Here is a 13,931-nt window from a genome sequence, read left to right on the forward strand (position 1 = left end):
ATGACCACGAGTACCGGAACGGACTGGGCGGCCTGGCAGGAGAGCTGGGACCGGCAGCAGGAGTGGTACATGCCGGACCGGGAGGAGCGGTTCCGGGTCATGCTCGACATGGTCGAGGCGTTCGCCGGGACGGCGCCGCGCGTCCTCGACCTCGCCTGCGGCACCGGCAGCATCACCGCCCGCCTGCTGAAGCGCTTCCCGGAGGCCACCAGCACCGGCGTCGACCTCGATCCGGCCCTGCTCGCCATAGCGCGCGGCACCTTCGAGGGCGACGACCGCGTCTCCTTCGTCACCGCCGATCTGAAGGACCCCGAGTGGCCGGCGGAGCTGCCGTACGACTCCTACGACGCCGTCCTGACCGCCACGGCCCTGCACTGGCTGCACAGTGAACCCCTCGCGGCCCTCTACGGCCGGATCGCGGAGCTGGTCCGCGACGGCGGTGTCTTCATGAACGCGGACCACATGATCGACGAGAGTACGCCCCGGATCAACGCGGCGGAGCGTGCGCAGCGCCATGCGCGCATGGATCAGGCCAAGCGGCAGGGTGTCCTGGACTGGGCCGAATGGTGGCAGCTCGCGGCCGAGGACCCGGTCCTCGCCGGGCCCACCGCCCGCCGCTTCGAGATCTACGGCGAGCACGCCGACGGGGACATGCCCGCGCCGGGCCGGCATGCGCGCATGCTGCTGGCGCAGGGCTTCAGCGAGGCGCGGGCGGTGTGGGCGTCGCCCTCCGACACGTTGGTGCTGGCGCTGAAGTGAGCGGGGCGGCGCGCTTGCGGCAAAGCGCGTAGGGCAAAGCGCGTAGGGCGGTACGGGGGTGCCGTACCGCCCTACGCGTGAGGAGAAACGTCGCAGAACACCGGGCGGGGTGCCGGGCGGGGGGTCAGAGGACCTTGGACAGGAACGACTGCGTCCGCTGGTGCTGCGGGTTCGTCAGGACGTCACGCGGATGGCCCGATTCGACCACCACGCCCTCGTCCATGAACACCAGGCTGTCACCCACCTCGCGGGCGAAGCCCATCTCGTGGGTGACGACGACCATCGTCATGCCGGACTCGGCGAGGTCGCGCATGACGTCCAGGACGTCGCCGACCAACTCCGGGTCCAGGGCCGAGGTCGGCTCGTCGAACAGCATCAGCTTCGGGTCCATCGCCAGGGCCCGCGCGATCGCCACCCGCTGCTGCTGGCCGCCGGAGAGCTGCGAGGGGTAGTGCCCGGCCCGGTCGGCCAGCCCCACGCGCTCCAGCAGCTGCATGGCCCGCTCCCGGGCCTGCGTCCTGCTTGCGCCCTTGACCTGCACCGGCGCCTCCATGACGTTCTCCAGCGCCGTCATGTGCGGGAACAGGTTGAAGCGCTGGAAGACCATGCCGATGTCCCGGCGCTTGCGCGCGACCTCGCTGTCCTTCAGCTCGTACAGCTTGTCGCCCTTCTGGCGGTAGCCGACCAGCTCGCCGTCGACGTACAGCCGCCCGGCGTTGATCTTCTCAAGATGGTTGATGCAGCGCAGGAACGTCGACTTGCCGGAGCCGGAGGGGCCGATCAGGCAGAACACCTCGCCCGGCTTCACCTCCAGGTCGATGCCCTTGAGCACCTCGACATGGCCGAAGGACTTGTGCACGCCCTGCGCCCTGACCATCGGCACCGAGCCCTCGGGCGGAGCGTCCTCGGTCTTGCTCAGCTTGCCGGTCATGCGCTCACCGCTCCCTTCGGCCGGCCCAGGGAGAACATGTTGGCCCTCACCTTCTGCCACGGGGTCGGTGGCAGCTGGCGGCTGGAACCGCGGGCGTAGTAGCGCTCGATGTAGTACTGGCCGACGCTCAGCACCGAGGTCATGATCAGGTACCAGGCCGCGGCGAGGAAGTACATCTCCACCGGGGCACCGGAGTTCTGGCCGATGTCCTGGGCGTAGCGGAACAGCTCGGGATACTGGACGGCCGCCACGAGCGAGGTCGTCTTCAGCATGTTGATGACCTCGTTGCCCGTCGGCGGCACGATCACGCGCATCGCCTGCGGGATGATCACCCGGCGCAGTGTCCTGCTGTGGCTCATGCCGAGCGCGTGGGCCGCCTCGGTCTGGCCCTCGTCCACCGCGAGCAGGCCCGCCCGGCAGATCTCGGCCATGTACGCCGCCTCGTTCAGACCCAGGCCGAGCAACGCCGTCAGCAGCGGCGTCATGAAGTTCGACCAGTAGTCCTTGTAGATCGGCATCAGGTTGATGTAGTGGAAGACCAGGCCCAGGTTGAACCACAGGAACAGCTGGACCAGGACCGGGGTGCCGCGGAAGAACCAGATGTAGAACCAGGCGATCGACGAGGTCACCGGGTTCTTCGACAGCCGCATGATCGCGAGGACGATGCCGCCGGTGATGCCGATCAGCATCGACAGGACCGTCAGCAGCAGGGTCTTGTAGACACCGGTGATGATCCGGTGGTCGAAGAAGTAGTCCGGCACCGCGTGCCAGTTGATGTCGCCCTGGCTGAAGGCGTAGACGGTCGCGACGAGGATCGCGATGGCGACGAGGGCGGAGACGTAGCGTCCGTAGTGGCGGACCGGGATGGCCTTGATGGCCTCCGGGCCGGCCGGGGGAGTGGAGTACCCCCCGGGGTTCTCCCCGAGGTTCTCCCTGGGGTTCTCCCCGGGGTCCCCGGCCGTCTTCTCGATGTCATTCACGGGTGTGCCTCTCAGTGGCCGCTTTGGCGTCCGCGGGTCACTTGCCGCCGTTGATCACGGACTCCTTGACGGCGCCGTCCTGGGCGCCCCACTTCTCGAGGATCTTCTGGTACTCGCCGCTCTTGATGACCGCGTTCATCGCGGCCTGCAGCGCGTCACGCAGCTGGGTGGCCTTCTTGGAGACCGCGATGCCGTACGGCGCCGCCTCGACCTGCTGGCCGACCAGCTGGAAGTCCTTGCCGCCGCCCGAGGTCTTCACCGCGTACGCGGCGACCGGGAAGTCGGAGGAGGCCGCGTCCACACCGCCGGAGCGCAGCCGGGTCTGCGACTGCTGGTCGTCGTCGAACGGCTCGATGGTGAGCTTCTTGCCGCTCGGACACTTCTTGGCCTCCTGCTTGGCCAGGTCGTTCGAGACGGTGCCGCGCTCGACCGCGATCTTCTTTCCGCACAGGTCCGACCAGCCGTTGATGCCCTGGGTGTCGCCCTTGCGGGTGTAGATCGAGACACCGGCGGTCAGGTAGTCGACGAAGTCGACGCCCTCGCCGACCTTCTTGCCCGTGTCCGGGTCGACACCCTGCTGGCGGTTCTTGTTGTCGGTCATCGCCGACATCGCTATGTCGTAGCGACCCGAGCGCAGACCGGTGAGCAGACCGTCGAAGGTGCCGTTCTGGAACTCGAGCGTCACACCGAGCTGCTTGCCCATGGCCGCCGCGAGGTCCGGGTCCAGTCCGACGGCGTTGCCGGAGGAGTCCTTGAACTCCACCGGGGCGTACGCGATGTCCGAACCGACCTCGATCTTGCCCTTGTCCCTGATGTCCTTGGGCAGCTTGCCGGCCAGTGGGGCTCCGCCCACGCTGCCGGAGTCCTTGGTCTTGTCCTTCGTCTGGTCACCGCAGCCGGTGAGCAGCAGGGTGCCCGCGACCGCGATCGCACCGGCCGCTGCCAGACGGGAGTGCGCGGCGTTCCTACGACGGGTGGAGCTTGCGGTCATCGTGGTTCCTCCGGCGGGTGGGAAGACGTGCCGACGGGGTCGACGAGAGCACACACCTTCGAGTGTCGCGACCTCGTGGGTTTACGGCATCCTGCCATTCGGACTACGCCGTTCAGGGGCGTCGCCATGTCAAAATCGCATAACGGGTGACCCCCGAACCGCGTCAGCCCGGCACTTCCTCGGCCCTTCACCGCCGAACCATCTGCGGGAATCCAGCCTTCCGGCCGGAAAATCTTCGGCGCGTCTCAGGACGCGGTCGGCGCGAGAGCCCGCGGGGCCGGCGTCTTCGGGCGCCTGCCGCGCTTGTCAGCCGCGTGTCATCTCACGGTGGCTTTGTGGTTCCTAGATGTGACCTTGCACCTAATGGACTCGCCGTGGGCGCCGTCCGTCGGGTAGGAAGGTTCTTTACACCCCTCATCCGGGGCTCAGGGCGCGTGTGCGGCGCGCCCGTCGCGTATGTGCTCGTCCGTATCAGCAATCGGGCCTTACGCGGTGCCCGCCCACCCCTCACCAGGAGTGGTCGACCCTCAAACCATGCATAGCTAAGGGGTAAGACAAAGTGGCAGCGGAGATCGTCAATCCTCGCAGCGACAGCAATACGGACCAGGACGGTGGGGCCGAGCCCCTCGATTCCTTCGATCCGGTGTTCGCGCTGCACCGCGGCGGCAAGATGGCTGTGCAGGCCACCGTGCCGGTCCGCGACAAGGACGACCTTTCCCTCGCGTACACGCCCGGCGTCGCGCGCGTGTGCACCGCGATCGCGGAGCAGCCGGAGCTGGTCAACGACTACACGTGGAAGTCGTCCGTGGTCGCCGTCGTGACCGACGGTACGGCCGTCCTCGGGCTCGGGGACATCGGTCCCCAGGCCTCCCTCCCCGTGATGGAGGGCAAAGCGATCCTGTTCAAGCAGTTCGGCGGTGTCGACGCGGTGCCGATCGCGCTCGACTGCACCGGCGTGGACGACATCGTCGAGACCGTCGTCCGGCTCGCCCCCTCCTTCGGCGGAGTGAACCTGGAGGACATCTCGGCGCCCCGGTGCTTCGAGATCGAGCGCCGGCTGCAGGAGCGCCTCGACATCCCGGTCTTCCACGACGACCAGCACGGTACGGCCGTCGTGACCCTCGCGGCGCTGCGGAACGCGGCGCGGCTCAGCGGGCGGGGCATCGGGCAGCTGCGGGCCGTCATCTCGGGCGCCGGCGCGGCCGGTGTCGCCATCGCCAAGATGCTGGTCGAGGCCGGCATCGGGGACGTGGCCGTGGCGGACCGCAAGGGCGTCGTGTCCGCCGACCGGGAGGACCTCACCCCCGTCAAGCGGGAGCTGGCCGGCCTCACCAACAAGGCGGGCCTCACTGGCACGCTGGAGGACGCCCTCGCGGGCGCGGACGTCTTCATCGGCGTCTCCGGCGGTACGGTCCCGGAGGAGGCCGTGGCCTCCATGGCGGAGGGCGCCTTCGTGTTCGCGATGGCCAACCCGAACCCCGAGGTGCACCCGGACGTCGCCCACAAGTACGCGGCGGTCGTCGCGACCGGGCGTTCGGACTTCCCGAACCAGATCAACAACGTGCTGGCGTTCCCGGGCATCTTCGCGGGCGCGCTGCAGGTGCGGGCCTCCCGGATCACCGAGGGCATGAAGATCGCCGCGGCGGAGGCGCTGGCGGCGGTGGTCGGGGACGACCTCGCAGCCGACTACGTCATTCCGTCGCCGTTCGACGAGCGGGTCGCTCCCGCGGTGACGGCGGCGGTCGCGGCGGCGGCGCGCGCCGAGGGCGTCGCTCGTCGCTGACGTCGCGTGGAATGGCCCCGTCCGTCTGGACGGGGCCATTTCTTTTCCGCCTGCTGCCTGCTGCCTGCTGCCCGTCGGCCACGACCCGCCGCCCGTTGGCCAACGCCCCCCGCCGACCGGCGCCCTCCCGGCTCCGGTGCCGGAAGTCCGCCCTGCGTGGCGTCGGTGTCCGGCTGCGCCGCACGGGTACCGGTGCGCAAGAGGGTATGTGTCACAGGGGCGCCTGGTTCCGTCGGCTGATCCGCGCACCTATCGTCGGGCTCATGTTCGCCGTCTACGCCGCCCGAATCGACCGCGACCAGCCGCTCACCGGCCTTGAGTTGGGAGAGCGACCGGCTCCCGAGGCCCGTCCCGGCTGGAGCACCATCAACGTACGGGCCGCTTCCCTCAACCACCACGACCTCTGGTCCCTGCGCGGTGTCGGTCTGCCCGAGGACCGGTTGCCGATGATCCTCGGATGTGACGCCGCCGGCATCGACGAGGACGGCAACGAGGTCGTCCTGCACTCCGTCATCGGCCAGACCGGCCACGGCGTCGGCCCGCACGAGCCGCGCTCCATCCTCACCGAGCGCTACCAGGGGACCTTCGCCGAACAGGTCGCCGTGCCGACCTGGAACGTCCTGCCCAAGCCCAAGGAGCTGTCCTTCGCCGAGGCCGCCTGTCTGCCGACGGCCTGGCTGACGGCGTACCGGATGCTGTTCACCAACGCCGGGGTACGGCCCGGTGACTCGGTCCTCGTGCAGGGCGCGGGCGGTGGCGTGGCCACGGCCGCGATCGTGCTCGGCAGGGCGGCGGGGCTGCGGGTCTTCGCCACCAGCCGGGACGAGGCGAAGCGGAAGCGTGCGCTGGAGCTGGGGGCCGTGGAGGCGGTGGAGTCCGGGGCGCGGTTGCCGCAGCGGGTGGACGCCGTCATCGAGACCGTGGGCGCGGCCACCTGGTCCCACTCGGTGAAGTCGCTGCGGCCGGGCGGCACGATCGTCATCTCCGGTGCCACGAGCGGTGACCGGCCCTCGCACGCCGAGCTGACCCGGATCTTCTTCCTGGAGCTGAAGGTCGTCGGCTCCACGATGGGCACCAAGGAGGAGCTGGAGGACCTCCTCTCCTTCTGTGCCGCGACCGGGGTGCGGCCCGTCATCGACGAGGAGCTGCCGCTGGACCGGGCCCGTGACGGCTTCGAACGGCTCGCGTCCGGGGAGCAGTTCGGGAAGATCGTGCTCACCAACGCCTGAGGTCTTCCCGCGGGAGGGCTGTCGTGGGGCGGGTCCGGGGGTCCGGGCCCGCCCTTTCCGCACCTGTCATGTCAACCATGGTTGACAGGAGTGCTGGTGTCAACGTAGGTTGACATCATGACCGAGGCAACCGATCTCGCCGAGCGCGCCGGCGACCGTGATCCGCGCATCGGGCTGCGGGCCGTGGCCGCGCTGCGCAGGCTGCTGGAGCAGCTGGAGGCGGTACAGGTGCGCAGTGCGCGCAATCAGGGCTGGTCGTGGCAGGAGATCGCCGCGGAGTTGGGTGTCAGCAGACAGGCCGTGCACAAGAAGTACGGGAGGCAGTGATGTTCGAACGCTTCACCAAGGACGCGCGCGAGGTCGTGCAAGGCGCGGTCGCGGACTCCCGGCGCGCCGGGACCCGGACCGTCGACGCCGAGCATCTGCTGCTCGCCCTGCTGGAACGCGAGGGCAGCCGCGCCTCCTTCGCCCTGGCCGCGCTCGGGCTCGCGGAGCGCCGGGAGCCGGTGCGGGAGGCCTTGTCCCGGGCGCGGCGGCATGCCGGGCTCACCCGGGCCGAGTCGGACGCGCTGGCGGGGCTGGGGATCGACGTGTCGGAGATCGTGGCGCGCGTGGAGGAGGTGCACGGGGTCGGGGCGATGGCCGGCGACCGGAAGGACGCGGGCCGGTGGTCGGGGCGCCGGGTGAGCTTCGGTCAGGGTGCGAAGGACGTGCTGGAGAAGGCCCTGCGGATCGCTCTCGCCCACCGCGACCGCCACATCGGCGACGAGCACCTGCTGCTGGCGCTCACCGCCCTGCCGGGCGTGGCGGCCGAGGTGCTCGCCGACCACGGGGTGACGTACGGGACGGTGACGCGGGTGCTGTACGGCGACGGGGGCGAGGCGGCGAAGGCCGGCTGAGAACGGAACGGCCGGCTCGGCACCACCCCGCCGCCCCGGGCCTCTGTCAGGTCCTCGGGGAGCGCAGGAGCGCGCCGATGTGGGCTGCTGCTGTGGACAGGTGGTCGCGGGCGTCGCGGAGTTGGGTCGGGGTGACGCCGTGGTCGCGGGCCGCGTCGCGGATGTCGTCCCGGAAGCGGTCGAGGAGGCGGTCCAGGTCGCGGGGCGGGTCGCCGGTGAAGTCCTCGTGCGCCCAGGAGGGTTCGTATTCGACGGGGAAGTCCTCCGCGGGCGGGGCGTAGTGCGGTGCCGAGGAGGGGGTGGCGGGCTTGGGGGCCGGCTGCTCGGAGGTGCGGGCGGAGTTCCAGCTCTTGCCGAAGTCGCCCAGTTCCCTGGCCAGTTCGGACAGGCCCTCGCGCACGCCCGTCGGCCAGTCGCCGTGCGTGAAGTGGTCCTGGACGCGGTCCTGGACCTGGCGGGCGATGCGCTGCATCTCCTCCTGGGCCTGCGCCCGCGCCCGCGCCTGTGCCTCCTGGGCCTGGTGGCGGGCCCGCTGGGCCTCCTCGCGGGCCCGGCGGCTCTCGTCCTTGGCGCGGCGGGCCTGCTCCTTCCACTCCTGCTTGACCCGGCGCATCTCCTCCTTGGCGGCCCGCCAGGACTCCTTGTCGGTGAGGTCGCCGAACTCCCCGGAGGGGCCCGGTGCGCCCGTCCCGGCGCTCCGGCGGGCCTCGGACGCCGCCTCGCGCATCTCCCGGCGCAGATCGCCCGCCGCGCCCCGCACGTCGGCCCTGATCTCGGCGGCCAGTTCCGCGACGGACTCGCGGATCTCCAGCTCCAGGTCGGCCAACTCGCCGCTGCGGTCCGCCAGTTCGGCCCGTCCCGCGTCCGTGATGGCGTACACCTTGCGGCCGCCCTCCGTGGTGTGCGTGACCAGGCCCTCCGCCTCCAGCTTGGCCAGACGGGGGTAGACCGTGCCCGCCGAGGGGGCGTACAGCCCCTGGAAGCGCTCTTCGAGAAGCCTGATCACCTCGTAGCCGTGGCGCGGGGCCTCGTCGAGCAACTTGAGCAGGTACAGCCGGAGGCGGCCGTGGGCGAAGACGGGGGGCATGTCAGAGCACCTTCTTGTCGGTCGTGCCGTCGGCCTCGTCGGTCCTACGGTCGGCCCTGTCGATCGTACGGTCGGCGTCGTCCTCGTCCGACGGGCGGCGCAGCAGGGCGATCGAGCCGGAGACCGTGGTGGCCCGGAGGCTGCCCGTGCCCGCGCCGAGCCGGCCGGTGATCTTGTGGGCGCCCCATTGGCCGTGCACCCGCAGTCCGTCGAAGGCGTTGGAGATCGTGCCGCTCGCGGTGTTCGCCTCCACCTCGGCGTCTGCCGGGTGCGGCAGACGGATGGCGATCTCGCCGGAGACGCTCGTGAGTCTGACCTCCGTGGGGCCGTCCGGGTCCAGGTCGACGATCATGGAGCCGCTGACCGAGTCCGCCCGGACGGAGCGGCCGGAGCCCTCGACGACCGTGAGGTCCCCCGAGACCGACTTGAACCGAAGATCGCCGGTGACCGCCTGGGCCTCCAGATTCCCGGACACGGTGTCCGCCTGGACCGGGCCCGAGACGCCGACCAGGGTCGTGTCGCCGGTCACTCCCTTGACCACGGCGGGGCCCCGGATGCCGGAGACGACCGCGGCGGCGTCGACCACGCCCACCTCCACGCGCGTGCCGGCGGGGACCGCGAGGGAGACGACGGCGCCGCGCCGCCAGCCCTTGCGGTCGAGCCATTTGAGGAAGCCCTTCCAGGGCAGGTCCTCGTAGGCCACCGTGAGGGTGCCGCCCTGGTGGGAGACGAGGAGGGGCGGGCCCTCGACCTCGGAGACGTGCAGGCGGGCGGAACCTTCTTCGGTGCCCACGACGTTGACCGTTCCGCTGACGATGCGGACGTGGAGGTCGGTCACGGGGGCGTCGAACGTCAGCTTCCGGGGTTCGGTGATGGACCACTCGGGCATGGGGGACCTCCTCGGGCAGGCACGGCCGCGACACGCCATATCGCGTCTGCTGAGAAACACGATATATCGTGGCTGTCGGAAGTCAAGGTGCCCATTCGGGGGAGCGGCCCCGAGCGTTGCATAGGCTGTCCACAAAGCCACCACCGGCATGAATGCTCACGCAGGAGACGAACCCCATGTACTTCACCGACCGCGGTATCGAGGAGTTGGAGAAGCGGCGCGGCGAGGAAGAGGTCACCTTCGAGTGGCTCGCCGAGCAGCTGCGCACGTTCGTGGATCTCAACCCCGACTTCGAGGTGCCCGTGGAGCGGCTGGCCACGTGGCTCGCCCGGCTCGACGACGAGGACGACGAGTAGTTCCCGGCCGCACCCTCCGGTTCCCAGCCGTATCGCCCGTTGCCCCTCCCCCTCCCCTTCCTCGGGAGTTAGCCTTCTCCTCCCATCGGCGAACGGGGGCGTCATGGCTGGCGGAGTCGAGCGGATTCGGCTGGACGACGGGACCGTCGTCTGGGCCAGGGTCGGTGCGGGCGACGAGGAGGCGTGGGGCGGGGGGTACGGCGCGGGGTACGACGAGGGGTACGAGGACACCGGACTCGGTGGCCGGATCATCGACATGGCCGGCGGGCTGGCCGGCGCGGTCGGCGGAGTCGTGCGCTCCCTGCGCGCCGGTCTGGACGCACCGGCCCCCGTCGAGGTCTCCGTCAGCTTCGGAATCGAACTGACGGCGCAGGCCGGAAAGATCGTGAGCGCCATTGCCGAGGGCGGCGGCAAGTCCTCCCTCACCGTGTCCCTGACCTGGACCGAACCGGCCGCAGCGGTCGGCGGCGCGGATCCCGCGGCGACCGGCGCCGGGGTCGTACCGCCGCGTTCCCCGGCCTCCGGCGCCGTATGAGCGACGTCGTCGAGATGGTGCGCCCCTCGGTCGCACGCATCGGCGCACCGGGTGACGGGTATGCAACGGACCGTGACCCGTACTGGGGATCGGGCTTCTTCATAGCCCCGGGCTGGCTGTTGACCTGTGCCCACGTCGTGGGGACGGGCGGCGCCGCGGTGTGCCGAGGGGAGCGCGCCATGACCGTGACCTGGCTGGAGCCCGTCCCCGGCGGCTGGGCGGAACGCACCGGTTCCGGCACGGCCCGGCTTCTCGCGCCCCGCCCCGAGGCCGCGCGGACGGTGCCGAGCCGCTGGCCGTTCCCCGATCTCGCGCTCGTCCGCGTCGCCGGCGCCGACGACGTGCCCTGTCTGTGGCTCGCCGACCGCGAAGCGGGCCCCCGCACCCGGGTCGGGCTCTTCGGCTGGTCCGTGCAGACCGGCGAGCTGGGCATCCGGTACGGCGAGGGCGAACTCGCCGGCGCCGACGCGCAGGCCCTGCTGCTCGCCGGGAACCTGCCGGTCGGCGGACTGTCCGGCGGCCCGGTGCTCGATCTGCGGCACGGCTGTGTCATCGGCGTGATCAAGGGCCGGGGCGCGCAGGACGGCGTCGCCGCCCCGGTCACCGCGCTGTACGAACTGCTCGACCTGCAAGGCGGCGGCGAGACGGTGCGCGAGGTGCTGCGCGCGCACGATCTGCATCATCTGCGCAGGCTCGACGACGCCTCGTCACCCGACCCGGCGTCCTCCGCAGCCCCACCCGCCCCGTCCTCCGCCGCCTCTCCCGCCCCCCGCCCGGCGCCGTCCTCGGCTCCTTCTGCGGCCCCCTCCCCGTCGTCCCCCGACTGGACCACCTACCAGGCCGAACTGCCCGGCTACGCGCCCTCGGTGTCCGGGATCGACGTGGCACTGCGCACCCGGCTGTACGGTCACCTCGCGCAGCTGCCGCCGCCGCGCGGCGCGGGCGAGGTCGGGCATCTCGTGGAGGACGTGAAGGCGCAGGTGCGCGGCGAGCGCCTGGTGTCGCTGGTGCTGCGCACGGCGCGGACCTGGCGCGAGGGCGCCGGGCTGCTGTGCGGGCTGCGCACGCTGCAGCCGGGCGGCGGCGGGACGCTGGTCGATCTGGACGCCGTCCTGCTCTACGCGGCGGAAGTGGTCCGCAGGAGCGCGCGGGAGCATCCGGACGAGGTGGATCCGGCCCGGCTGGCCGCGTTCACCGCCTGGATCTCCGGGCAGGCCGCGGGGCACCGGCACTGGGCCGTCGGCGGGGCGATCCGCGCGCTGGTCGAGGGTGTCGACCGCGCCGAGGCCGGGCCCGATGCCGAGGGCCGGGGCGGCGACGGCGGTGCGGGCGGCGCGTCCGTGCCAGGGCCCGCCGCGTCGGCCACCGGGGCTCCCGGCGCCGGTACGGACGTCCTCGTCAAGGTCGGCTCGCAGATGTACGACGGCCGCTACCCCTGGAGCGTGCAGCTGATCTACGGCGGCCGGGACATCACCCCGGTCGCCGCCGACGACCTGGGTGCGCGCGCCGACGAGCTGGTGCGGGTGCTGCGCGAGCCGCTGGCCCTGGCGCTGAGCCAGGGCGACCACGGGGAGCATCTGGCCGCGATCGAGGTGTTCCTGCCCCGCAGGCTGTTCGATCTGCCCGTGGACGAATGGCAGTTGCTGCCCGAGCGCCCCGGCGGCGGACCCGGTGAGCAGGGGGGCGCGGACGACGAGGACGAGGACGACTTCGCGGACGAGCGGGCCATGCCGCTCGGCATGCGCCGGACCGTCGTGGTCCGGTTCGGGCCGCGCAACGGCCGGGAGCCCTCCCCGGAGTGGCGTCGGCGCTGGAAGGGCGTGCAGTGCGGGCCGCTGGCGAACGGGACGCTGCACGGGCGGCCGGTGGCCGAGGGGCATCCGCCCGGTGCCCGCCCGGGTGGCCGCTTTCCGTACTACGGCGCCCTGTCCGCGATGGGCGAGGCATGTGTACCGGTCTACTGCGGGCCGGTCGGCAGCGGAGAGGGGCTGGCCGCGATGAACGACGCGTTGCGGGCCGGGCACTCGGTGGTGCTGTGGCGCCGGGACGGGCACGAGCACGAGGAGTGCGGGGCCTTCCACCGGCAGGCCGCGGATCTGCTGGCGGCTGCCGGGCACGCGTGGGGGCTGCACGGTCCGGTGCGCGATCTGCGGATCCGCCTCGCCGACCCGGACACCGCCCGCGCTCAAGGGCTGCGCGGGAAGATCGCCGTACTGTTCGACCCGCCGGACCGGCCGCCGCTCGGCGCGGAGGCGATGCGGCCACCGCCGGCCGCGCCCGGCGCCTGACCCGCCGTCCGGGCCGGCCCGCCTCCGGACGTCCCGTCAACTCCCTTGATCGACAAGGGTGTTCGCACGGCCGGAAGTGAACGCCGGTCGGCCTGAAGCTCGGCAGGTACGGCCCGCTGGCGGTAGCCTCGTAGGCCGGACCGGGACCCGCTGCATGATCACCAGAGCCGGGAGGAGCCCAAGGTGAACGACTGGCGGATCTACCGCGGAGTGGGTCAGCCGCACGACGGCGTACGGCGGTTGCCGGCGCCGCCGCCCTGGCGCGACTTCGCGGCGTCCCGGGAGAACGGGGAGTCCGGCCCCGAGGACCCGAGCAGCGCCCGCCGGCTCGGGGTGCGCCGTCGGCTGGTCGAGAGCTACGCGCCCCGGCCCGCCGAGGTCGACGCCGTCAACGCGGCCCTCTATCTGCGCCGGCCGCTGCTGGTGACCGGCAACCCGGGCACCGGGAAGTCGACCCTGGCCTATGCGATCGCCCATGAGCTGGGCCTCGGCCGAGTGCTGCGCTGGCCGATCGTCAGCCGTACGACGCTGCAGGACGGCCTGCACCGCTACGACGCGATAGGCCGCCTCCAGGACGTCCAGCTGGAGCGCGCCCGGGGCGAGGCGGAGGCCGCGGCGAGCGCCTCCGGGATCGGTTCGTACATCCGGCTCGGACCGCTCGGCACCGCGCTGCTGCCCGCCGACGAGCCGCGCGTGCTGCTGATCGACGAACTCGACAAGAGCGATCTCGACCTGCCCAACGACCTGCTGAACACGCTGGAGGAGGGCGAGTTCTCGATTCCCGAGCTGGAGCGGCTGGCCGAGCGCGAGCCCGTCGTCGAGGTGCTCACCGACGACGGCGAGCGGGTGGCCGTGCGCAGCGGACGCATCGCCTGCACCGCCTTCCCGGTGATCGTCCTGACCTCCAACGGCGAACGCGACTTCCCCGCCCCGCTGTTGCGGCGCTGCATCCAGCTGGAGCTGGAGGCGCCCGGCGAGGAGCAGCTCACCGCCATGGTCGAGGCGCATCTGGGCCCGGAGGGCGTCGCCGCGGGCACCGATCTGATCCGCCGCTTCCTGGCCCGCGAACCGGGCGAGGTGCTCGCCGCGGACCAGCTGCTCAACGCCCTCTTCCTCACCCGGCACGACCCGCGCGCGCAGAGCCTCACCCGGGAGCGCATCGCCGAGATGCTCATGCAGCCGCTCGACCGTACGAGGTGATGGC

At 71.7% G+C, this 13,931-nt stretch carries 14 protein-coding genes; 9 read left to right on the forward strand and 5 right to left on the reverse strand.

The window, feature by feature from the left end; translation table 11 throughout:
• A complete protein-coding gene (locus tag AQI95_RS26975) occupies positions 1 to 759 on the forward strand; it encodes a class I SAM-dependent methyltransferase (protein WP_067129102.1) in 759 nt (252 codons plus the stop codon).
• Between the two features lie 124 nt (positions 760 to 883).
• On the opposite strand, the gene AQI95_RS26980 is transcribed toward AQI95_RS26975, so the two are convergent.
• Genes AQI95_RS26980 through AQI95_RS26990 form a run of 3 tightly spaced genes read right to left on the reverse strand, consistent with a single transcriptional unit; the run spans position 884 to position 3,661 of the window.
• Positions 884 to 1,690 (reverse strand): amino acid ABC transporter ATP-binding protein, encoded by an 807-nt coding sequence (locus AQI95_RS26980; protein WP_341849481.1) that lies wholly within the window; start codon positions 1,688 to 1,690, stop codon positions 884 to 886.
• Positions 1,687 to 2,670 (reverse strand): amino acid ABC transporter permease, encoded by a 984-nt coding sequence (locus AQI95_RS26985; protein ID WP_425264901.1) that lies wholly within the window; start codon positions 2,668 to 2,670, stop codon positions 1,687 to 1,689. Before AQI95_RS26985 ends, AQI95_RS26980 begins: the two co-directional genes overlap by 4 nt.
• Positions 2,671 to 2,707: 37 nt before the next feature.
• Positions 2,708 to 3,661, reverse strand: coding sequence for an ABC transporter substrate-binding protein (locus AQI95_RS26990; protein WP_067129104.1), 954 nt, complete (start codon positions 3,659 to 3,661; stop codon positions 2,708 to 2,710).
• Between the two features lie 559 nt (positions 3,662 to 4,220).
• Here AQI95_RS26990 and AQI95_RS26995 point away from each other — a divergent pair.
• The 4 genes from AQI95_RS26995 to AQI95_RS27010 all read left to right on the forward strand — a co-directional run bounded on the left by AQI95_RS26995 (position 4,221) and on the right by AQI95_RS27010 (position 7,572).
• The gene (locus tag AQI95_RS26995; protein WP_067129106.1) at positions 4,221 to 5,444 is read left to right on the forward strand and encodes an NAD(P)-dependent malic enzyme; all 1,224 of its coding nucleotides are present in this window, start codon (positions 4,221 to 4,223) and stop codon (positions 5,442 to 5,444) included.
• Positions 5,445 to 5,707: 263 nt separating this feature from the next.
• Positions 5,708 to 6,673 carry a zinc-binding dehydrogenase gene (locus AQI95_RS27000; protein ID WP_067129109.1) on the forward strand — a complete coding sequence of 322 codons (966 nt, stop codon included), beginning with the start codon at positions 5,708 to 5,710 and terminating at the stop codon, positions 6,671 to 6,673.
• A gap of 117 nt (positions 6,674 to 6,790) precedes the next feature.
• Positions 6,791 to 7,000 carry a helix-turn-helix domain-containing protein gene (locus AQI95_RS27005; protein WP_040248424.1) on the forward strand — a complete coding sequence of 70 codons (210 nt, stop codon included), beginning with the start codon at positions 6,791 to 6,793 and terminating at the stop codon, positions 6,998 to 7,000.
• Positions 7,000 to 7,572, forward strand: a complete 573-nt coding sequence (locus tag AQI95_RS27010; RefSeq protein WP_067129112.1) for a Clp protease N-terminal domain-containing protein — start codon at positions 7,000 to 7,002, stop codon at positions 7,570 to 7,572. The genes AQI95_RS27005 and AQI95_RS27010 overlap by 1 nt, the downstream gene beginning before the upstream one ends.
• A 46-nt stretch (positions 7,573 to 7,618) precedes the next feature.
• Here the strand turns inward: AQI95_RS27010 and AQI95_RS27015 are convergent, their stop codons facing one another.
• A complete protein-coding gene (locus AQI95_RS27015) occupies positions 7,619 to 8,659 on the reverse strand; it encodes a PadR family transcriptional regulator (RefSeq protein WP_067129115.1) in 1,041 nt (346 codons plus the stop codon).
• 1 nt (position 8,660) lies between these two features.
• Positions 8,661 to 9,548 (reverse strand): DUF4097 family beta strand repeat-containing protein, encoded by an 888-nt coding sequence (locus tag AQI95_RS27020; protein WP_079071495.1) that lies wholly within the window; start codon positions 9,546 to 9,548, stop codon positions 8,661 to 8,663.
• Positions 9,549 to 9,724: 176 nt separating this feature from the next.
• On the opposite strand from AQI95_RS27020, the gene AQI95_RS27025 reads away from it, so the two are divergent.
• The 4 genes from AQI95_RS27025 (at position 9,725) to AQI95_RS27040 (ending at position 13,927) form a co-directional block, all read left to right on the forward strand.
• Positions 9,725 to 9,904 (forward strand): DUF6104 family protein, encoded by a 180-nt coding sequence (locus AQI95_RS27025; RefSeq protein ID WP_003992906.1) that lies wholly within the window; start codon positions 9,725 to 9,727, stop codon positions 9,902 to 9,904.
• Positions 9,905 to 10,007: 103 nt separating this feature from the next.
• On the forward strand, positions 10,008 to 10,439 hold the full coding sequence (locus AQI95_RS27030; protein ID WP_244188863.1) for a CU044_2847 family protein: 432 nt from the start codon (positions 10,008 to 10,010) through the stop codon (positions 10,437 to 10,439).
• Between the two features lie 14 nt (positions 10,440 to 10,453).
• Entirely contained in the window at positions 10,454 to 12,727 is a 2,274-nt protein-coding gene (locus AQI95_RS27035; protein WP_079071502.1) for a VMAP-C domain-containing protein, read from the forward strand.
• Positions 12,728 to 12,910: 183 nt separating this feature from the next.
• Positions 12,911 to 13,927 carry an AAA family ATPase gene (locus tag AQI95_RS27040; RefSeq protein WP_067129118.1) on the forward strand — a complete coding sequence of 339 codons (1,017 nt, stop codon included), beginning with the start codon at positions 12,911 to 12,913 and terminating at the stop codon, positions 13,925 to 13,927.
• Positions 13,928 to 13,931 lie beyond the last annotated feature (4 nt).

The organism is Streptomyces yokosukanensis (assembly GCF_001514035.1).
GTDB classification, from domain to species: domain Bacteria; phylum Actinomycetota; class Actinomycetes; order Streptomycetales; family Streptomycetaceae; genus Streptomyces; species Streptomyces yokosukanensis.